Below are 19692 nucleotides of genomic sequence, written 5' to 3'. Positions count from 1 at the left end.
GGCGTGCTCAGGGAGGATCACATGGTTTCAGCCGTCCGCACTCGCGCGCGCCTTGCGCTCTCGGTCTCCGCCACAGCCCTGCTGATGGCCGGGGCGCCCGCCCTGGCCCAGACGACGCCGCCCGCAGCTCCAGCGCCGCAGGCCGGTCAGGCGTCTCCCGCCGTGGTGGACGACATCATCGTGACTGCCCAAAAGCGCGAACAGTCCGTTCAGGACGTGCCCATCGCCGTCTCGGCCCTGTCGGCCGAGGCCCTGGAATCGCGCCAGATCGAGGGGGGATCGGAACTGCTGCGCGCCGTGCCGAACGTGTCCTTCTCCAAGTCCAACTTCAGCATGTACAACTTCTCGATCCGAGGGATCGGGACCAAGGCGGTGTCCGCCTCCAGCGACCCGGCCGTGGCCGTCAGCTTCAACAACACTCCCCTGATCCGCAACCGGCTGTTCGAGCAGGAATATCTGGACGTCGCTCGGGTCGAGGTGCTGCGCGGGCCGCAGGGGACGCTTTACGGCCGCAACGCCACCGGCGGCGTCCTCAACATGTTCCCCGAACTGCCCAAGTTCCGGTCGGAGGGCTTCGCCACGGGCGAACTGGGCAACTATGACAGCCGGCGCGGCCAGGCCATGCTCAACGTCCCCTTCGGCGACACCTTCGCCGTGCGCGGCGCCTTCGGCTTCACCCAGCGCGACGGCTTCGACTACAACAGCTTCAACGACACCCATGTGAACGACCGCGACCTGTTCACCACCCGTCTGTCCGCTCGGTGGGAGCCGACGGCGCGGTTCCGCGCCAATGCGATCTGGGAGCATTTCGAGGAAGACGACCACCGCTCCCGCACCGGCAAACAGCTGTGCACCACCGATCCGGGTCCGACCCAGGTCGGATCGGCGTCCATCACCACACCATATAATCAAGATCAGTTGAGCCAGGGCTGCCTGCCGGGTTCGTTGTATTCCGACGCCGCCTATGGCGCGCCCAACGGCGGTTCCTTCGGGCCGATCCGGCTGCTGTCCGGTTTCTTCAGCCTGGGCGGCTTCGACGCAAACGGCGCCAGCGTCTATCCGATCCCACAGGGCTTCGACCCCTATGAGGGCGTCGTGCAGTCGCGAGACCTGCGTGAGATCGCCACCAACTACGATCCCGTCTTCCGGGCCGAGAACGACGTCGTCCAGGTCAATCTCGAATTCGACCTGACCGACACCCTGACCCTGTTCTCACAGACCGCCTACGCCAAGGACGACTATTATGCGTCGCAGGACTATGCGCGCTACGTCTCCAACCCCGCCTTCTCGGACAGCAGCCAGGTGTTCGATTTCTTCGGCGACCTGATTCCGTCGCCGGCCGCGCCCGGCGGCGTCTACACCGATCCGCAACTGGGGCCGTCAAACCGGATCTTGTCGGCCGACATCAGCCAGTCCGACAATCGACAATGGTATCAGGAGTTCCGCCTTCAGTCCGACATGGCGGGCGATTTCAACTTCAGCCTCGGCGCCAACTATTTGGACTTCAAGTCGCAGGACGATTACTACGTTTTCAACAACACCTTCTCCTACCTCGCCGAATATTTCTACAACTTCGAGCTGGGTCCGGACGGAAGTTCGCAAACCGTACCCTGCGATGACGATCGCGTGTTCGAATGCGTCTATGTCGACCCCAATCCGCTGAGCGAAATCAACGGCGAAGGTCACAACTATTTCCGCAGCAAGAACGTCGTCCACACCCGCTCCTGGGCCGTCTTCGGCGAGGGCTATTGGGACCTGACGCCAGAACTGCGGCTGACGACCGGCCTGCGCTATACCGAGGACCGCAAGGACACGACACCCTATCCCAGCCAGCTGCTGCTGGGCGCGCCGCTCGGCGGCGGGTCCGGTCCGGGGTCGGGCGGATTCGTGCGTCGGGGCTATTACGCCCTGCCGGACATCGAACAGAAGTGGGAGGCGGTCACCGGCCGGATCGTGCTGGATTGGACACCCGATCTGTCCTTCACCGACGACACCCTGGTCTACGCCTCCTTCTCCCGCGGCTATAAGGGCGGCGGCACCAACCCGCCTCGCCTGGAGCTGGACCCCAAGGTCGTCCAGTATCAGCCCCTGGCCAGCACCTTTGATCCCGAATACGTCAACGCCTTCGAAATCGGCGCCAAGAATACGCTGATGGACGGGGCGCTGCGGCTGAATGCGACCGGTTTCTACTATGATTACAAGGACTATCAGGTTTCCCAGATCGTCGATCGCATCTCATTGAATGAGAATTTCGACGCTGAAATCTGGGGTCTGGAGCTTGAAGCGGTCTACCGGCCGACGCCCAGTTTCCAGATCGACGGCAATCTCGGCTATCTGAAGTCCCGCATCGCCGACGGCGAGCGGTCCATCAACGTCATGGACCGCACCCAAGGCGACCCCGACTGGATCACCATCCGTCCCTGGATCCAGGTGCCGTCGAACTGCATCGCCCCGCGCGCCTATGCTGAAACCATCCTCAACAGCGCTTTCGGACCCGACGCGGCCAATCTGGCGCTGAGCGCCCTGTGCGCCGGCTCGTCGCGGTTCGGCACCTTCAACCCCAACTTCGAGTCCATCCTTCCCTTCTGGGCCCTGTACGGCTTCACCTATGATCCCCTGACCGAGGCGCCGAACGGCGGACGGGGGTTCGAAGCCGACCTGGGCGGCAACGAACTGCCCAACTCGCCCAACTGGACCGCCAACATCGGGGCCCAGTACAGCTGGTTCCTGGGCGATTGGGACCTGACGCTGCGCGGCGACTATTATCGCCAGGGCGAGAGCTTCTTCCGCGTCTACAACACCGAATACGACCGGCTGGAGGGCTGGGACAATCTGAACCTGTCGGTGTCCCTGACCAATGAGGCGCGGGGCCTGAAGCTCCAGGCCTATGTCAAGAACGTCTTCGACGATGCGCCCATCGTCGACGCCTTCACCAACTCGGACGACACCGGGCTGACGACCAATGTCTTCACCCTGGACCCGCGGCTGTTCGCCGTGCGGCTGACCAAGTCGTTCTGAGGCTGACGTCAGGCCGGTCTTCCCGGCCACCCTGTAAGGCCGTCCCCGACGTCAAGAGACGCCGACAGGACGGCCTTATGTCGTTTTATATCATTGAAAAATATACGTATTTCTCCTTGACTCCAACCTACCTTCCGCGTTGTAAGTACATCGCCCCTAGCGGGTGAACACACGCTCAACGGGTCCAACCAAGGACCCATTCAAAGGGAGGACTACCATGATCAAGACGCTTTCCATCGCCGCTGCGGCGCTCGCTTCCGTCGCCGTCGCTTCCCCCAGCTTCGCCCAATCCTTCTCGCCCAGTTCGGGCAGCGTATCCGGATCGGGTTCTGTGACCCTGTCGCAAACGATCAGCGTCACCTGCAACGTCTCCATCACCGCAAGCCCGCTGAGCGCGACCAGCGCGCCCATTCCGACGCGCAGCATCTCGCCCGGCGGCATCGCCTGCTTGGCCGTTGCGCCGTCCGGCGCTTGGAGCGCGGCCGTGGTGCCGGGATCGACCACCTCGATCGCACTGACCATCGGCGCCAACACCGTGGCCAACGATCCCTGCTACGGCACCGTGGTGGTCGCCTGGAACAATGCGACCAGCACGGCGACCTTCAACAACAACGTCCTGCCCCCCGTGAACCCCGGCGGTCGCAACTGCACCATCGTCAGCGGCTCGATCCGTATTCCGGGTCTGCAAATCCTCTAGGCTCGGCTGGTCCCCGGATCCTAAACCTGAAAAAGCCTGGCCGGACGTCCGCGACGCCCGGCCTTTTTTCTTTCCGCGCGGCCCGGCTCGCCCCTAGTTTGTCCCTGTGATCTCCCTCTGTCTCACGCTCGCCGGGTTCGGCGCCGCCGTCCAGGCGACGCCGGCAGCGCCGCAGGCCGCCCCGCCTGCGGTGACCGTCCTGCCCGACGTGGAGGTGGCGGCCCGGCGCGGCGCGACGCGCGCCCCGCCCCAGTATGAATATGACGCCGCGCGGATCGACGCCCTGGCCGGCGGCAGCGTCAGCGAGGTGCTGGGCCAGGCCGTACGTCAGTTCAGCCCCGGCCAGCCGCCCGTGGTCATCATCAACGGCGTCCGCATGCCGGACCCCTCCGTCTTTCTGGACCTGCCGCCCGACGCCCTGGAGCGGTTGGAGGTCCTGCCGGCCGGTTCGGCGGCGGAATACGGCGGCTCTCCCTCCGGCCGGGTCTTCAACCTGGTCCTTCAGCGCAGTTTCGCCAGCCGCGACGGCGCCCTGACGGCGGCCGCTCCGACCGCCGGAGGATTCCGCGAGCTTTCCGCCACGGCGCGCCAGTCCGGGCTCCAGGACCGCAACATCACCAACCTGACCCTGACCCTGCGCGACGTCTCTGCGCTTCTCGCCGATGATCGCCAGGCCTATCTGCGTGATCACCCCGACAGCGCGGGCGTCAGCCTGACGCCCGAGAGCCGGTTTCTGTCGGCCAACGCCGCCTTCAACCGCAGCCTGGGCGACTGGGCCGCCAGCCTGAACGCCTCGGCGAGCCAGACCTCCAGCCGATCGACCGCGCGGGACGCCGACGGCCTGACGGTTCTCTCCGCCGACACCCGCCGTTGGGAGGTGCGCAGCGGCCTCAGCGGTTCGGTTCTCGACTGGATCGCCCAGGTCAATCTCCTCGCCACGGCCGATGTCGTCGAGGCCGAAGGCCCGACGCCTTCCCAGACCGACCTGATGAGCTGGAGCGGCGCGGTCGCCCTGAACCGCAGCCTGCCGGGCCTGGGCGCCGGCCCGATCGCCGTCAATCTGTCCGCCGATGCGAACCGGAACCGAACCCGGACGGAGGCTGTGGGAGAGGCGGACCGGCGCGCCACGACGGCCTCCGCCTGGCAGGGGCAGATCACCGTTCCCCTGTCCCAGCCTGCGCCGCCGCCTGGTCTGGAGGACGAGGCGAAGACCCTCAAGATCGGGGGCGTGAGCCTGGGCGGCCTGTCCGTCAGCCTGGGCGCGGGGGGCCGCGACACCGACGCCGGGGGCGGAAACAGTCTGGACCTGGGCGCCGCCTGGCAGCCGCGCGACCAGATCAGCCTCAGCGCCAGTTGGAACCGCACCCTGACCGCGCCCAGCGACCTGGACCGCTTCGCCCCGCCGCGCCAGGGCCCGAACGCCGTCGTCTATGACTTCCGCACCGGTGAGGCGGTCGAGGTCCAGACCCTGGTCGGCGGAAATCCCGACCTGACCGCCGCCCGGTCCGAAGGCGCGGCTCTAAACCTGTCGCTGGGCCCCTTCACCCGGTGGAGCGTCGGCTTCAACCAGGGCCTGTCCCTGGCCCGCACGAGCGACGGGATCTCGTCGAGTCTTCAGCCGACGCCACAGACCGAGGCCGCCTATCCCGACCGGTTCCTGCGCGATGCGTCGGGCCGTCTCGTTCGGATCGACCTGCGCCCCTTCAACGCCACGGCTTCAGAGACCCGGTCTCTGACCACCAGTCTGAGCCTGAACCCGCCGGTCGATCCGGAGGCCTCCGCCGCGACCTGGACGGTCAACCTGTTTCACACCTGGCGGCTGACCGACCGGACCGAGCTGGGCCGGGGCCTGCCGGTCCTGGATCGTCTGGCCGGTGACGGCGGCGGCGTGTCCGGCCAGGACCTGGGATGGACGCTCAGCCGGATGAAGGGGCCGCTGAAGATCGACGTCACCGGCCGGTGGACGGCGGGCTATCGCAGCCGGGCGACCATCGGTGAAGACGGCCCGGCCGACCTGCGGATCAGCGACTTCGCCCGCCTGGACCTGAAGGCGACCTATCGCCTCTTCCGGGACGTGTCCGGGCGACGGGCGGAAGGGGCGGCGCGGCTGGAGCTGTCGATCCAGAACCTGACCGACGAACGCCCCTCCGCCCGCCTCGCCGACGGCGCACCCGCCGCCGGCTACGGGCGCGACAGCCGCGACCCCGTCGGCCGCCGCATCGAGATCACCCTGGGCAAGCGGTTCTAGATGTGGAGGCCCCACAGCGAGAACCCGCATGTCGATGTCTATGAACACCCGCCCGGATCGCACCCCTGCCAGCAGCCCTTGACCGAAAGCTCGGGCATAGGGCCGTTCTAGCGCATTCAGCGCCTCGGGCCGGGGGTGTCGGCCATCATTGGGCCTCCAGCGCGTCCAGCCGTCCGCGCAGCATCTGCAGCATGGCCGAGAAGTCGCGGCCGCCGTGGCCCAGGCCGTCGAACAGGGCGTAGAGGGCCTCGGCCTGGGCGCCCAGGGGGGTGGAGGCGCCGGACTTGGCCGCCGCGTCCTGGGCCAGTTTCAGATCCTTCAGCATCATGGCGGTGGCGAATCCGCCCTGATAGCCGCGGTTCGACGGGGCGGCGGGTACGGGGCCGGGCCAGGGGTAGTAGCTGGTCACGCTCCAGCACTGGCCCGAGGATTTGGAGGCGATCTCGAAAAACCGCTCCGGGTCCAGGCCCAGTTTTTCGGCCAGGGCGATCGCCTCGCACGCGCCCAGCATGGATATGCCCAGGAGCATGTTGTTGCAGATCTTGGCCGCCTGGCCCGCGCCGTGATCGCCGGCGCGGATGGTGATCCGACTCATCGGCTCCAGCGCCGCCTCGACCCGGGCGAAATCGCCCTCGTCGCAGCCGACCATGAAGGCCAGGGTTCCCGCATCGGCCGCCGCCGTCCCGCCCGACACCGGCGCGTCGGCGAAGGCGTAGCCGGCCGCCTTGGCCAGGCCCGCCACCTTGCGCGCCGTCTCCACGTCGATGGTGGAGCAGTCCAGCAGCAGGGCGCTGGACGGCGCCGCCCCGATGATCTGTTCGGCATAGACCTTATGCACATGGGGGCCGGCGGGCAGCATGGTGATCACCACCTCGGCGTCGCGCACGGCCTCGGCGACCGAAGCCGCAGGCGTGCAGCCGGCGGCGGCAGCCCTGTCCAGGGCCGCCTGCGACAGGTCGAAGGCGGCGACGGCGTGGCCGGCCTTGGCCTGGTTGGCGGCCATGCCCCCGCCCATATTGCCCAGGCCGATGAAGGCGATCTTGGTCATGGTCTCTCTCCCTATTGTCGCCCGCTCATCCCCGCGAAAGCGGGGACGCTGTCAGGGCAGCGGCGTCCATTGTTCATGTTCAGGCAGAGGCGCGAACAGGGCGGCCAGCGTCGCCTCGGTAACGCCCGACAGGTCCGCAGGGGACCATTTCGGCGCATTGTCCTTGTCGACGATCACCGCGCGGACACCCTCCTGGAAGTCGTGGGTCCGCACCATCCGGCCGCCCAGGGCGTATTCCATCGCCATATTGTCGGCGAAGGCGGTCAGCCTGGCCCCGGTGCGGATCTGGCGCAGCGAGACCTTCAATGACTGGGGCGACTTGGTCTTCAGAACCGCCAGCTGAGCCAGGGCCCAGTCCGAACCGTCCGCCTCCAGGGCTGCGAAGATCTCTTCGACCGTGTCGAAGGCGAACAGCCGGTCGATGGCCGCGCGGTGGTCCGAAAGGCCCGGCGGAATGCGGAAGTCGTAACGTTCGGCGACCGCGATCGGCGCGTCGCCCTTCACTATGTCCGCCTTCAGCGCCTCGATCTGATCGGACGGAACATAGTGGGTGTGGATGCCTAGTTCGATCGTCTGTTGCGCCTTCAGCCGCGCCCCCGTCAGCGCCAGCCAGACGCCGGTCTGGCCCGGCAGGCGTGGCAGGAACCAGCCGCCGCCGACGTCCGGGAACAGGCCGATGCCCGTCTCGGGCATGGCGTAGGTGGTCCGCTCGGTGGCGACGCGGATGGCGGCGGGTTCCGATATCCCGACGCCGCCGCCCATGACGATCCCGTCCACGATCGCCGTGATCGGCTTGGGATAGTCGAACATCAAATTGTTCAACCGATATTCCGCCAGGAAGAAGGCCCTGGCCTCCGACGCATCCCCCGCCCCGCTCTCGGCGAGCGTGCGGATGTCGCCCCCGGCGCAGAAGCCGCGCTCGCCGGCATGGTCGATCAGCACCGACGTGACCGCCGCATCGTCGCGCCAGGCCAGCAGGGCCTGGGTCATGGCCTCGCACATGGGCCGGTTCAGGGCGTGGATCGCCTTGGGCCGGTTCAGGGTGATGCGGCCCACGCCGTTCTCGATGCGGGCGATGATTTCGGCTTCGGTCATGGACGTTCCTTTTCCCTGAGATCGAGAACATCCTGGCCGGCGTCCGCCACGGCGTTCAGAAGATCGGCGTCCCGCGACGCCAGGCCGGCGTCCCTTTCGAGCGTCAGCCACAGATAGGCCGCGTCAAACAGACTCAAGCCCCGACCCTGGGCCAGAAAGGCCATCCGCCGCACCTCGGCAGCGGACATGACAGGGGCGAGACCGATCTCATACTCGTCCAGCCGCGCGAAGGCTTGGGACAGGTCGAACCCGGCGTCGCGCCGCGATTGCCGGACCAGCAGATTGCCGATTTCCCACTGAAAGACATCTGGCGCGATCAGTTCATAGTCGTCCAGCGCCGCCAGCAGACGACGCGCTGGAGCCGTGGATTGGCTCGCCAGCAGCCAGGACGCCGCCGCCGAGGCGTCAACGACCAGGGTCTTCATCGCGCGCAATCGCCTTCAACTGGTCCCAGCTCATTTGCGCCCAGTCCGCATCCGCCGCCTGCCCGGCCATAAAGGCCTGAGACCGTGCGGCCAGTTCGGCGCCGGACAGTCGGCGACGACGCGGCTCGGGCGTCAGCCGCGCCACTGGTCGCCCGTGTCGGGTGATGACGATGGTCTCGCCTGAGGTCTGAACCTCGTCCAGCAAGGCCGACAGCGACGTCTTGGCCTCGAGAACCCCGATGGAGCGCATGGTCGAATTCCTGATCAGAATTCTGGTCAGAATAACAGATCGCGGCGCCGACCGCCATCATCCCCGTCCCATCTCCCGTGCGATGATCACCCGCATGATCTCATTGGTCCCTTCCAGGATGCGGTGGACCCGCAGATCCCGCACGATCCGTTCCAGCGGATAGTCCTTCAGATAGCCGTAGCCGCCGTGCAGTTGCAGGGCCTCGTCCGCGATCTGGAAACAGGCGTCGGTGGCCATTCGCTTGGCCATGGCGCACCATTTGGTCTTTTCCGGATGGTCGGCGTCGATGGCCCAGGCCCCGCGCAGCACCATCAGCCGCGCCGCCTCCAGGTCGGTCGCCATGTCCGCCAGGCGGAACTGCAACGCCTGGAACTCGCCGATCGGCCGACCGAACTGTTTGCGGGTTGCGACGTAATCCTGCGCCGTCTCCAGCGCCAGCCGCGCCCCGCCCAGCGAACAGGCGGCGATGTTCAGACGCCCGCCGTCCAGACCCGCCATGGCGTAGCGGAAGCCCGCCCCCTCCTCGCCCAGCAGATTGGCGACGGGCACGCGGCAGTCGTCGAACTGGACGATGGCGGTCGGCTGGGCGTTCCAGCCCATTTTCCGCTCCTGGGCCCCGAACGACAGGCCGGGCGTCCCGGCCTCGACCACCAGGGCGCTGATCCCCTTGGGCCCTTCGCCGCCGGTGCGAACCATGACGACATAGAGGTCGCTGGTCCCGGCGCCCGAGATGAAGGCCTTGGAGCCGTTCAGCACATAGTGGTCGCCGTCGCGCACCGCCGTGGTCCGCAGCGCCGCCGCGTCGGAGCCGGAGCCCGGCTCGGTCAGGCAGTACGAAGCGATCTTCTCCATCCCGACCAGCGACGGCACGAACCGCGCGCGCAGAGCGTCCGACCCGAACCGGTCGATCATCCAGGTCGCCATATTGTGGATCGAGATGAAGGCCGCCGTCGCCACATCGCCGCGCGACAGCTCCTCGAAGATCAGCGCCGCCTCGACCCGGCCGAGCGCCATGCCGCCGTGCTCCTCTCCGGTATAGATGCCGCAGAAGCCCATCTCGGCCGCCTGTTTCATCACATCGACGGGGAAATGCTTCTCCTCGTCCCAGCGGGCGGAATGGGGCGCCAGTTCAGCCTCGGCGAAGGCGCGCGCCGCGTCCTGGATGGCGCGTTGGTCGTCGGTAAGGGCGAAATTCATAGGTCATCACTCCCCGCCCCTCCCCCGTCATCCTCGGGCTTGACCCGAGGATCGGAGGCCGGAGCGTCTGTGCGTCCGCGTCGTCGCACAAGCCGCGGACAATCCGGCCCTCGGGTCAAGCCCAAGGGTGACGGCGGCGAAGGGTCAGCGCATCGTCGGAATGACGAACGAGCTGTCCGAATGCTCCAGCGCCGAATCCGGCCAGCGGGCCGTCACGGTCTTGGTCTTGGTCCAGAAGCGGACGCCCTCCATGCCGTGCTGGTTGATGTCGCCGAAGGCCGAACGCTTCCAGCCGCCGAAGGTGTGATAGGCGACCGGCACCGGGATGGGCACGTTTATCCCGACCATGCCGACATTGACCCGGGCGGCGAAATCCCGCGCCGCGCGGCCGTTCTGGGTGAAGATGGCGACGCCGTTGCCGTACTGATGGTTCGACGGCAGGGCCAGGGCCTCCTCGAAGGTCTCGGCGCGGACGATCTGCAGCACCGGGCCGAAGATCTCCTCCTGATAGGACGACATCTCGGGCTTCACATGGTCGAACAGCGAGGGGCCGATGAAATAGCCCTTCTCATGCCCCTGCAGGCTGAAATCGCGGCCGTCGACGACCAGTTCGGCGCCTTCCTGAACGCCCTTCTCGATCCAGCCGGCGACGCGCTCGCGGTGCTGGGCCGTAACGACGGGGCCGTAATGGGCGCCGGCGTCGGTCGAGACGCCGACCCGCAGCGAGGGGATTTCGGCGACCATCCGTTCACGGAGTTCGTCCGCCGTCTTCTTGCCGACCGGCACGACCACCGGCAGGGCCATGCAGCGCTCGCCCGCCGAGCCATAGGCCGCGCCCGCCAGATCCTTGATGACCTGATCCATGTCGGCGTCGGGCAGGACGATCCCGTGGTTCTTGGCCCCGCCCATGGCCTGGACCCGCTTATGGTTGGCCGCGCCGGTCTGATAGACATAGTGGGCGATGTCGGACGAGCCGACGAAGCTGACGGCGTGGACCAGCGGATGGGTCAGGATAGCGTCGACCGCCGTCTTGTCGCCATGCACCACGTTCAGCACGCCGTTGGGCGCCCCGGCCTCCAGCATCAGTTCGGCCAGCCGCACCGGCGCCGACGGATCGCGTTCGGACGGCTTCAGCACGAAGGTGTTGCCCACCGCGATCGCCACGCCGAACATCCACATCGGGATCATGGCCGGGAAGTTGAACGGGGTGATGCCCGCCACCACGCCCAGGGGCTGGCGCATCGAATAGACGTCGATGCCGGGCCCGGCCCCTTGGGTGTATTCGCCCTTCAGCGCATGGGGGATGCCGCAGGCGAACTCGATCACCTCCAGCCCGCGCTGGATGTCGCCCTTGGAGTCGGCGATGACCTTGCCGTGCTCGCTGGACAGCAGTTCGGCCAGTTCGTTCATGTTCGCCTCGACCAGGCGTTTGAAGTCGAACATGACCCGGGCGCGACGCTGGGGATTGGTGCTGGACCAGCCCTCGAAAGCGTTCTGGGCCGCCTGGACGGCGCGATCGACCTCGCCGGCCGCGGCCAGCTGGACCCGCGCCTGAACCGCCCCCGTATTGGGATCGAACACCTCGCCGAACCGGCCCGACGCGCCCGCGAAGACGGCGCCGTCGATGAAATGGTTGATGTCGCGCATGAGCGTTCCTGCCTTTTTTATCTTGCCCAGCCCTAGACTGTTCATCTACAGACTTGAACTGCGTTTTTGCGTGTTTGAAATTGCATTTCCGCATGTTCGATTGGGACGATCTCCGAGTGTTCCTCGCCGCAGCCCGCAGCGGCTCCCTTTCGACAGCGTCCATCCGGCTCGGGATTGACGCGGCGACCGTGGGCCGCCGGATCGCGAGGCTGGAGTCGGCCCTGAAGGCCACCTTGCTTGTGAGGTCCAAAAGCGGCCTTCGGCTGACAGCCGCCGGCGCCTACCTCCTCGAAACGGGCGCCCAGGCCGAGGTGGCGATGGAAGCTGCGGCGAGCGTCGGCCATCCCGATCGCATCGCGGGCACCGTGCGGATCAGCGCCGCCGAGGGATTCGGCGCCACCATCCTGGCGCCTGCCCTTTCCGGGCTTCGCCGACAGCATCCTCATCTCCGGATAGAACTGGCGGCCAGTTCGGGCTTTCTCTCTCCCAGCCGTCGCGAAGTGGATATGGCCATCACCCTGAGCGCGCCCGACAGCGCTCGCCTGGTCGTGGAGCCGCTGACGCCCTATCAGCTCGGGCTCTACGCCTCGCCGGAGTATCTCGAGCGACACCCGACGCCCCAGGACGCCAATGATCTGACCGGGCACGACATCGTCGGCTATGTCGAGGATCTGATCTATGCGCCCGAGCTCAGGTATCTCGATGAGGTTTCACCGGGTTTGAAGCCCGTCCTTTCCTCTTCATCCATCCGCGCCCAGAGGGAAATCATCGCCGGGAACGGGGGGATCGGCGTCCTGCCCTGCTTCATGGCGACCGGCCTCGAACGCGTGCTTCCAGACCTCTGGATAGAGCGTCGTTTCTGGCTGAGCACCCACAGGGAGGTCCACGGCAGTGCACGGATCAAGGCTGTTCACGCCTGGATAAAGGACATCTGCGACATGCACCGGACGCGACTGTCTCCCCACGAGCGTCGCGGGTCCGATCAGGATCGTCCGGCTCGACAGGGATCGAAACGGCGCTGACGGCCGCTGTCCCGCGCCTCATCAGTCGATGAACCGCCAACGCCCGAGGAGAGGGGGCGCGCGCCGTCCAGGCACTGGGATCGCCGAGCCGATTCCGCATAATGAACGGCTGCGCCGCCACGGAACCTCGCTAAGCGCGGCCAATGCGGCCCTCGGCCTCAGTCGCCCACCGCCGCGCATCATCGCGTTTGAGGACGGTCTCGCCTATATAGCGACCCTTCCTCCTGACCTGGACCCGCGATGTTCCGGACGGGAGCTTCGAATACCTCGCCATTTTCGTGTGCGCCCTGCGTGCGCTGAGATGTCGAAAAGCCGGAAACAACGTCGCAAACCGACGCAAGATCGAGCGCACAGTCTGCCAACCAAAGTTTTGATATTACTGAACCATGCCTATAACCCACGCACGTAGGCTGTCCGTTGCGCCGATGATGGACTGGACCGACCGGCATTGCCGGGCGTTTCACCGCGCCCTCAGCGCGCGGGCCCTGCTCTATACGGAGATGGTGACGGCGCCGGCGGTGCTGCATGGGGATCGGGATCATCTGCTGGGGTTCGATGCGGTCGAACATCCGGTCGCCCTGCAACTGGGCGGGTCCGATCCTGAAGCGCTGGCCCAGGCGGCCAGGATCGGCGAAGCCTACGGCTATGACGAGATCAATCTGAACGTCGGCTGTCCCTCGGACCGGGTTCAGTCGGGCCGGTTCGGCGCCTGTCTGATGCGCGAGCCGGCGCTGGTGGCCGACTGTATGGCGGCGATCCGGGAGGCCGTGTCCGTGCCCGCCACGGTCAAATGCCGGATCGGGGTCGACGACCAGGACCCGCAGGTCAGCCTGTTCGCCACGGTGGACGCCTGCGCCGCCGTCGGGATCGAGGTATTCATCGTCCATGCGCGCAAGGCCTGGCTTCAGGGCCTGTCGCCCAAGGAGAACCGGGACGTGCCGCCCCTGGATTATGGACTGGTGCGCCGGCTGAAGCGCGAGCGGCCCCAGCTGAACATTTCGATCAACGGCGGGATCGCCGATCTGGATCAGGCCGAGGCCCTGCTGGACGACACCGACGGGGTGCGGCTGGACGGGGTGATGCTGGGCCGGGCCGCCTATCATGAGCCGGCCCTCCTGGGTCAGGCGGATCGGCGCCTGTTCGGGGCCGAGACGGTCGACGTCGACGCCTTTGCGGCCCTGGACCGTTATCGCCCCTATATGGCGGCCCGGCTGGCGGAGGGGGTGCGGCTGGCGACCATGACGCGCCACATGCTGGGGCTGATGCACGGACGGCCGGGGGCGCGGGCCTTCCGCCGCATCCTGACGGTCGAGGCCATCCGGCCGGGCGCGGGGCTGGAGGTTCTGGACCGCGCCGCCGAGGCGGTGCGCGAGGCCGAGGCGCGGCGCGACGCGGCGGCCTGAGACACGCCGGGTCTGAAACACGCCGAGCTGGGAACCGTCCGGGGCGTCGCGCCTTTCAGCGTCAAACCTCTTCGACCGGAACCCGCCATGAAGTTCATCGCCCTCGCCGCCGCCGCCGCGGCCGCCCTCCTGCCCGCCGCCCAGGCCGCAGCCCAGACGCCCGTTGCAAACGCGGAACGGGGCCGTTTCGCCCTGGGCGCCCAGGTCGGCACGCCGGGGGCCGGGCTTCAGGCCCAGTTCGCCGTGAACGACTATCTGGTGCTGCGCGGCGGTTACGACGCGCTTCAATGGGACCGCGACGACACCTATGACGGCATCGACTATGAGGCCGATATCGACTTCAAGTCGCCGGGCGCCTTCGTGGATCTGCACCCGTTCAAGAACCCCTTCTTCGTCTCGGCCGGCGCCTATTTCGGCACGCGCAAGGTCGATCTGAACGCCACCCCGACCGAGCCGGTCAATATCGGCGGCCTGGTCTTCACCCCTGAGCAGGTCGGAACCCTGACCGGCCGCATCGACCTGGAAAGCACGGCCCCCTTCGTCGGCCTCGGGTTCGACAACACCTTCACCCATGACGGGCGCTGGGGCTTGCGGCTGCTGGCCGGCGCGGCCTTCGGCGATGCGCCCCAGGTCGATCTGAACGCCTCGGGCGGGACCCTGTCCGACCAGCCGGCCTTCCAGGATCGTCTGGCGGAAGAGGAGCGTGAGATTCAGGCCGACGCCGACGACTACAAGGTCCTGCCCGTCGTGCAGATCGGGCTCAACTACCGGTTCTGATGGTGAAGGCGCCCCGCGCCTGCTAAGGGCGCGGCATGTTCGGCCTGCCCCTGTCTGAAATCGCCCTGCTGGTTCTGGCCCTGATCGGGGCGGGGCTGTTCGGCGGGATCATCGCCGGCCTGTTCGGGGTGGGCGGCGGCACGGTTCTGGTGCCGGTGCTGTTCTACGCCTTCACCGTCCTGGGCGTCGGGGGAGAGGGCGATCTGCACACCGCCATCGGCACCTCGCTGGCGACCATCGTGGTCACGGCCCTGCGGTCCCTGGCCGCCCACCGCAAGCACGGGGCCGTGGACGAACAGGTGCTGCGGACCTGGACGCCCTGGGTGGCCCTGGGCGCCGTGGCGGGGGCGGCCATCGCCGGCGTGACCTCCATGGAGGGGCTGGCCCTGGTTTACGGCGTCCTGCTGATCCTGGTGGCGGCCCAGATGGGCCTGCTGCCCGAGCGCTACGTGCTGAGGAATGACATGCCCACGGGCGGGACCCGAGGCGTCCTGGGAAGCCTGATCGGCCTGTTCTCGGCCATGATGGGCGTGGGGGGCGGCAGTCTGGGCGGCATGACCATGAGCCTGTTCGGCCGGCCGATCCACCAGGCGGTGGCGACGGCCTCGGGCTTCGGGGTCGCGATCGGGGCGGCGGCGGCGGCCGGTTTCGTCGTTTTCGGCTGGGACGCGCCGGGACGGCCGCCGTTTTCGCTAGGCTACGTCAACCTGCCTGCAGCCGTCATCATGGGGACGATGACGGCCCTGTCGGCGCCGCTGGGCGCGCGACTGGCGCACCGGCTGGATCGGCGCGTCCTGAAAAAAGCCTTTGCAGTCTATCTGTTGGCGACAGCCCTATCGGTCGTCATCAAGGCGTTTTGAGCCGCGCCCCTTTCTGGCCACAAGTCCCGGCGACAAAACGCGCGCCGGCGGCGTTGGGAGCCGGCGCCTCTATGAGCAAATCGGATGATCGGCGCCTCCGCTGCCTTCGCCTTGTTGTGGACCGCTCTGTCCTCGGTTTCGAGCGAGCCAGTCCCTTACAATGTCGCTGTCGCGGCGGATGCAGCCAGGGTTGAAACCCCGGCGGACGACATCGGTTCCCCCGATCTGGAGGCTGCGGCCCTGACGGAGGAACAGGCCGAGCTGATGGCCGGCGATCCCGACTGGCGCGCCTCGGCCCGGTTGTACCACGCGGGCGGCGGCGGGGCGACGGGCAACGACTCCCTGGGTTGTCGCCCCATCGCCATGCGCACCGTGGCGGTCGATCCGCGCGTCATTCCGCGTCGCACCAAACTCTTCATCCGCGAAACCGTGGGGATGCGTCTGGCCGACGGTTCGATCCATGACGGCTATTGGTACGCCTCCGACACCGGCGGGGCGATCAAGGGTCAGAAGATCGACCTCTATACCGGGAACGGCCGCGGCTCGATGGCCCAGGCGCGTCGTCTGAACATGCGGACCCTGACCATCGCCGACGCCGGTCGTTTCGACGGCTGCCCCCCGGCCTGGGAAAGCGCCGGCCGCTAAATCACCGTCCAGACGTGAAAAACGCCGGCTCCGTCAGGGGCCGGCGTTTTCATGTGCGGGATTTGCGAAGGCTCAGTCCAGTTCGCTGACCTTCAGCGTCGACTGGACCATGTCGTCGCCATAGGTGCCGACCCAGACGTCATAGCGGCCGCTCTGCGGATTGGTGATCTGGACCTTGGGGTTCAGAGCGCCGCCGCTGTCGTCGTCGCAGTACCAGCGGCCGTTCGGCGTATTGATCAACAGGGTGGTGTCTTCCGACGCCTCGACCAGGAAGGTCAGGTCCAGATTTCCCGCCTCGAAGAAGACCTGATAGTCGGGCGCCGCGCTGACTGAACCTTCACAGCCCGCCTTGGCGTTGGCGGCCGGGACCGAGCCGCCGGCCAGGATCGACTTTTCGTGCGGATCGGGGGTGAAGCCGGTGCGCAGGCGCACCGAGCCGTAGTTCGGCTCCTTATCCGTATCGGGGCTTTCGCCGCCGCCGCTGCTGGAGCCGCCCAGTTCGCTGACCTCCAGCGTCGCCTGGACCATCTTGTCATTATAGGTGCCCAGCCAGATGTCGTAGCGGCCGCTCTGCGGATCGGAGATCAGCACCTGAGGGTTCAGATCGCCGCCGCTGTCATCGTCGCACAGCCACTGACCGTCGGGCGTATTGATCAGAAGCGTGGTGTCTTCCGAGGCCGTGGCCCGGACGGTCAGGTCCAGTTCGCCGGCCTCATAGGTCAGTTGCAGATCCGGCGCGGCGCTGACCGAACCTTCGCAGCCCGAACGGGCGGCCGAGGCGGCCACGGAACCGCCCGCCAGGATGGACTTGGTCCAGGGATCGGGGGTGAAGCCGCTTTCCAGCTCCACCTCGCCATAGTTGGGCGACAGGGTGAAGTCCGGCCGGCCGCCCGACTTCTGGGCCAGGGCGACGCCCGGCGTGAGCATGAGGGCGGCGACGGCCGCGGCGGCGATGCGTTTCATGAAGCTGGTCCCCTTCCCTGCGGCCCCTCGCCGCGCTCCTTGCATAACTCATTTTTCAGAATGGCGCAGCTTTGGGAAGCGGCCCCGCAGCGTCAGAATTTGCGTCGGCCGGACACGGTCTCGAAGAACAGGCGGAAATCGCCCATCAGGCTCCACAGCGGATATCGGAATGTCGCAGGCCTGTTCTTCTCGAAGAAGAAATGCCCGATCCAGGCGAAGCCGTAGCCGACCAGGGGCATGGCCAGAAGCCACCAGGGGTTCAGGGTCACGACGAAGGCGAGAAAGGCCAGGATCACCAGTCCGGTGCCCACGACGTGGATGCGCCGACAGGCCCGGTTGGAATGCTCATGGATGTAATAGGGATAGAAGGCCTCGAACGAGGCGTATCGGCCCTGGGGTTCGGACGGCGTGGTCATGGGCGGAGGGTGCGCCTCCGCCAAGGATCAATCAAGTCTCAGCCCTTGGGCTTGCCCTTGAATCCGTCCTTCTTGAACCCGTCCTTCTTAAAGCCCGGCTTGGCCTTGAACGGCTTCTTGGCGAAGGGCTTGTCGCCCGCCGCATTCGAACGCGGATTGGCGGCGCCGTCTGTCTTGGGCGCCCAGGGCTTCTTCTTGAACGGCGGACGGGCGTCGCCCTCTCCGCCTTCGGCACGCTTGTAGGGCGTCTTCTTGAAGGGGCGGTCGCCGTCCTCGCGCGGCTTGCCGGCGAAGCGCGACGCCTTCATCGACCCCGGCGTGGGCGCCTCCGACGGCGTGATCTTCACCTCTTCCTTCGAAGCGGCGACCGCCTCGCGGAAGGCCTTTTCGTGGGTCTTGGCGATCTCGAACCGGGTCTCTTCAGGGAAGGTGCGGATCGAGCCGATCTGGGGTTTGGAAATGCCGCCGATGCGGCAGATCAGCGGGATCAGCCATTTAGGGTCGGCGTTCTTGTTGCGGCCCACGTCCAGGCGGAACCAGACCACCTCATCGGCGCCCAGGCGTTCGCCGGGCCAGGGCTGGGCGGCGGTCCCGTCGTCGGTGCGCGCGGCCCGGTCGCGCTTGGCCGGCCCGCGATCGGCGCCCGGATCGGACAGTTCTTCCGGCGCCGGCTGTTCCTTGCGCAGCAGGCGAACCAGGGCGGCGGCGATCTCGTCGGGCGTGCGCTCGGCGATCATCCGTTTGGCGACGATCATGTCCTCGTCCGACACCTCGGCCTCGAAATGGGCGGGCGACAGCAGCCGATCCTCGTCGGCCTTGCGGATTTCGTCGAAGGTCGGGGCGCCGGACCAGACGGCCTCGATCCCCGCCTCGTCCATCAGACGCTCGGCCTTGCGGCGACGCGAGTGGGGCACCAGCATGACCGAGACGCCCTTCTTGCCCGCCCGGCCCGTCCGGCCCGAACGGTGCAGCAGGCCGGCGCGGTTCATCGGCAGTTCGGCGTGGATGACCAGGCCCAGGTCGGGCAGGTCCAGACCCCGCGCGGCGACGTCGGTGGCGACGCAGACGCGGGCGCGGCCGTCCCGCAGCGACTGAAGCGCGTCGGTCCGCTCGCGCTGGCCCATTTCGCCCGACAGGCTGACCGAGGAGAAGCCGCGTTCCAGCAGCGACGACTGCAGATGCCGCACGCTGTCGCGCGTGGAGCAGAAGACCATGGCCCGCGGCGCCTCGAACCAGCGCAGGGTGTTGACCACGGCGTGTTCGATCTCGTTGGGGGCGATGCGATAGGCCCTGTATTCGATGTCGGCGTGCTGGCGCGACTTGTCGGTGGCGTCGATGCGCACCGCATCCTTCTGATAGCGCTTGGCCAGGGTCACGATCTCGCGCGCCAGAGTGGCCGAGAACAGCAGGGTGCGGCGGCCTTCCGGCGCCTGGTCCAGAATGTGCTCCAGGTCCTCGCGGAAGCCCATGTCCAGCATCTCGTCGGCCTCGTCGAGCACCGCGACCTTCAGCTCGGACAGGTCCAGATTGCCCCGGTCGATATGGTCCTTCAGACGGCCGGGCGTGCCGACGACGATGTGGACGCCGAAGCTTAAGGCACGCGCTTCACGGCGCGCGTCCATGCCGCCGACGCAGGTGGCGATCTTGGCGCCGGAATCGGCGTAAAGCCATTGCAGCTCGGCGGCGACCTGCATGGCCAGCTCCCGCGTGGGCGCGATGGCCAGGCACAGGGGCGCGCCGCCGGGGCCGAACTGGGGACTGTCGCCCAGCAGGGTCGGCGCCGCCGCCAGGCCGAAGGCCACCGTCTTGCCCGATCCGGTCTGGGCCGAGACCAGCAGGTCGCGGTCAGCGTGCTCGCCTTCCAGGACGGCGGCCTGAACCGGGGTCGGTTCGGCATAGCCCTTGTTGATCAGAGCGCGGTCGAGCGCGGGGTGAACGGCGGGAAAGGGCATCGGCTACCTGGAATGACGGACGAGGCGGT

General features: G+C 67.4%; 17 protein-coding genes. 8 read left to right on the top strand and 9 right to left on the bottom strand.

Annotation, left to right across the window (positions count from 1 at the left end; translation table 11 throughout):
• The first annotated feature begins 21 nt into the window (after positions 1-21).
• The 3 genes from BSP_RS05470 (at position 22) to BSP_RS05460 (ending at position 5963) form a co-directional block, all read left to right on the top strand.
• On the top strand, positions 22-3018 hold the full coding sequence (locus BSP_RS05470; protein WP_194167005.1) for a TonB-dependent receptor: 2997 nt from the start codon (positions 22-24) through the stop codon (positions 3016-3018).
• A 217-nt stretch (positions 3019-3235) separates the two neighbouring features.
• A complete protein-coding gene (locus BSP_RS05465) occupies positions 3236-3715 on the top strand; it encodes a hypothetical protein (RefSeq protein ID WP_152949565.1) in 480 nt (159 codons plus the stop codon).
• A gap of 106 nt (positions 3716-3821) precedes the next feature.
• On the top strand, positions 3822-5963 hold the full coding sequence (locus tag BSP_RS05460) for a TonB-dependent receptor plug domain-containing protein (RefSeq protein ID WP_152949564.1): 2142 nt from the start codon (positions 3822-3824) through the stop codon (positions 5961-5963).
• Between the two features lie 145 nt (positions 5964-6108).
• Here BSP_RS05460 and mmsB read toward each other — a convergent pair whose 3' ends face one another.
• The 6 genes from mmsB to BSP_RS05430 all read right to left on the bottom strand — a co-directional run bounded on the left by mmsB (position 6109) and on the right by BSP_RS05430 (position 11625).
• Complete coding sequence (gene mmsB / locus BSP_RS05455; RefSeq protein ID WP_152949563.1) at positions 6109-7011, bottom strand: 3-hydroxyisobutyrate dehydrogenase; 903 nt, start codon at positions 7009-7011, stop codon at positions 6109-6111.
• 51 nt (positions 7012-7062) lie between these two features.
• A complete protein-coding gene (locus BSP_RS05450; protein ID WP_152949562.1) occupies positions 7063-8106 on the bottom strand; it encodes an enoyl-CoA hydratase/isomerase family protein in 1044 nt (347 codons plus the stop codon).
• The gene (locus BSP_RS05445) at positions 8103-8531 is read right to left on the bottom strand and encodes a type II toxin-antitoxin system VapC family toxin (RefSeq protein WP_054764810.1); all 429 of its coding nucleotides are present in this window, start codon (positions 8529-8531) and stop codon (positions 8103-8105) included. The genes BSP_RS05450 and BSP_RS05445 overlap by 4 nt, the downstream gene beginning before the upstream one ends.
• Positions 8512-8781 carry a type II toxin-antitoxin system Phd/YefM family antitoxin gene (locus BSP_RS05440; protein WP_082382609.1) on the bottom strand — a complete coding sequence of 90 codons (270 nt, stop codon included), beginning with the start codon at positions 8779-8781 and terminating at the stop codon, positions 8512-8514. Before BSP_RS05440 ends, BSP_RS05445 begins: the two co-directional genes overlap by 20 nt.
• Positions 8782-8838: 57 nt before the next feature.
• Positions 8839-9978 carry an isobutyryl-CoA dehydrogenase gene (locus BSP_RS05435; RefSeq protein WP_152949561.1) on the bottom strand — a complete coding sequence of 380 codons (1140 nt, stop codon included), beginning with the start codon at positions 9976-9978 and terminating at the stop codon, positions 8839-8841.
• A gap of 144 nt (positions 9979-10122) precedes the next feature.
• On the bottom strand, positions 10123-11625 hold the full coding sequence (locus BSP_RS05430) for a CoA-acylating methylmalonate-semialdehyde dehydrogenase (RefSeq protein WP_152949560.1): 1503 nt from the start codon (positions 11623-11625) through the stop codon (positions 10123-10125).
• Between the two features lie 92 nt (positions 11626-11717).
• On the opposite strand from BSP_RS05430, the gene BSP_RS05425 reads away from it, so the two are divergent.
• From BSP_RS05425 to BSP_RS05405, 5 genes are all read left to right on the top strand, one after another.
• Positions 11718-12647, top strand: a complete 930-nt coding sequence (locus tag BSP_RS05425; RefSeq protein WP_152951058.1) for a LysR family transcriptional regulator — start codon at positions 11718-11720, stop codon at positions 12645-12647.
• A 386-nt stretch (positions 12648-13033) separates the two neighbouring features.
• Positions 13034-14050 carry a tRNA dihydrouridine(20/20a) synthase DusA gene (gene dusA / locus BSP_RS05420; RefSeq protein ID WP_152949559.1) on the top strand — a complete coding sequence of 339 codons (1017 nt, stop codon included), beginning with the start codon at positions 13034-13036 and terminating at the stop codon, positions 14048-14050.
• 87 nt (positions 14051-14137) lie between these two features.
• Positions 14138-14827, top strand: a complete 690-nt coding sequence (locus tag BSP_RS05415) for a hypothetical protein (protein WP_152949558.1) — start codon at positions 14138-14140, stop codon at positions 14825-14827.
• Positions 14828-14862: 35 nt separating this feature from the next.
• The gene (locus BSP_RS05410) at positions 14863-15687 is read left to right on the top strand and encodes a sulfite exporter TauE/SafE family protein (protein WP_152949557.1); all 825 of its coding nucleotides are present in this window, start codon (positions 14863-14865) and stop codon (positions 15685-15687) included.
• Between the two features lie 84 nt (positions 15688-15771).
• Entirely contained in the window at positions 15772-16332 is a 561-nt protein-coding gene (locus BSP_RS05405; protein WP_152949556.1) for a 3D domain-containing protein, read from the top strand.
• A gap of 72 nt (positions 16333-16404) precedes the next feature.
• Here BSP_RS05405 and BSP_RS05400 read toward each other — a convergent pair whose 3' ends face one another.
• From BSP_RS05400 to BSP_RS05390, 3 genes are all read right to left on the bottom strand, one after another.
• Positions 16405-17295 carry a hypothetical protein gene (locus BSP_RS05400; RefSeq protein WP_152949555.1) on the bottom strand — a complete coding sequence of 297 codons (891 nt, stop codon included), beginning with the start codon at positions 17293-17295 and terminating at the stop codon, positions 16405-16407.
• Positions 17296-17387: 92 nt separating this feature from the next.
• On the bottom strand, positions 17388-17711 hold the full coding sequence (locus tag BSP_RS05395) for an Mpo1-like protein (protein WP_054764802.1): 324 nt from the start codon (positions 17709-17711) through the stop codon (positions 17388-17390).
• Positions 17712-17749: 38 nt separating this feature from the next.
• Positions 17750-19663, bottom strand: a complete 1914-nt coding sequence (locus BSP_RS05390) for a DEAD/DEAH box helicase (RefSeq protein WP_152949554.1) — start codon at positions 19661-19663, stop codon at positions 17750-17752.
• Positions 19664-19692 lie beyond the last annotated feature (29 nt).

The sequence above is a fragment of the Brevundimonas sp. Bb-A genome, from assembly GCF_009394735.1.
GTDB lineage: Bacteria > Pseudomonadota > Alphaproteobacteria > Caulobacterales > Caulobacteraceae > Brevundimonas > Brevundimonas aurantiaca.
Note: the sequence above shows the minus strand (reverse complement) of the source record. Positions and strands in the feature narration are given on the sequence as shown.